Annotated in this window: 1 protein-coding gene; it reads left to right on the top strand. The window is 39.2% G+C overall.

Going from position 1 to position 941, the window contains the following annotated elements:
- Positions 1–127: 127 nt before the first annotated feature.
- The gene (locus DNJ75_RS14950) at positions 128–610 is read left to right on the top strand and encodes a hypothetical protein (protein ID WP_117004197.1); all 483 of its coding nucleotides are present in this window, start codon (positions 128–130) and stop codon (positions 608–610) included.
- Positions 611–941 lie beyond the last annotated feature (331 nt).

Here is a 941-nt window from a genome sequence, read left to right as displayed (position 1 = left end):
ATATGCTAAATAATACAAAGGGGAAATTTAAGAACGTTGGCATCAAAGGATTACGTAAGAAAGCAGCCTGGGGAAATCAGACTTTAAGCACTATTTTGACTCAAGGTTTTTAGATGGGACAGCCGTGATGGCGCAATCGTCTAAAGAAAATTGTGATGATAAGCATGGAGGGTGTTTGTTGGATGTCAGTATGACTGGAGATAACGCTGAGCATCAGTTTATAATTCGACAGACATGTGGACAAGGTGGAGCAAAGCGTATGCGTTATGCTTCCCCTGCACTTGATCCTGCCTATAATCATGGGGGAGTTTACTATAATTACTATACGCATAATAATAGTAAATTTACTGTAAGTAGTGATAAACCAATGCAGGTAGCCATGGATCGCTGCAAGAAAAATGGTGATCGTATTGCTGGCGGTAGAGGAGAGTTGTTTGCCTATGAAGTTATTGATGTAACAGGAGGAAATCTAAGTTATGGTCGACAATGGCAAGTTAGTTATGCATTTTCGCCAGACTACAACAAGACCTTTTACTCTTATGCGCATTGCAAAGCGATAATGGTAGATACCATTGCGCATACTTGGTACTGCGCAAACCCTAGATATTAGCTTACTTAGAGGGGAAATGAGGTGAATGTTCACCGTTTATATTCAGCATTAATAAATTAATATGCACAAAGAAGTTTTGGGATATTTATTTTGTTGATTGCGATTGGTACGTTATTACTGGACTTAATGGGGGTAGTGGAGGCATGCCCTTATTGCCGCACAGAAAGAATTTGTTTGATAATTATTGGCGTATTATTAATATTATAGGACTTACGCATTGATGACAGCGTGATTATGTGCTAGTTCCCCTGTATACTTACCAAAAATGGATGTTGATAGGCTTTAACCAAGCATGACAAGAGCAATAACACGACCACCAACAGCTCAATGT

This window comes from Cysteiniphilum litorale, from assembly GCF_003428165.1.
GTDB classification, from domain to species: Bacteria; Pseudomonadota; Gammaproteobacteria; order Francisellales; family Francisellaceae; genus Caedibacter; species Caedibacter litoralis.
This window is presented reverse-complemented; position numbering and strand designations above follow the sequence as displayed.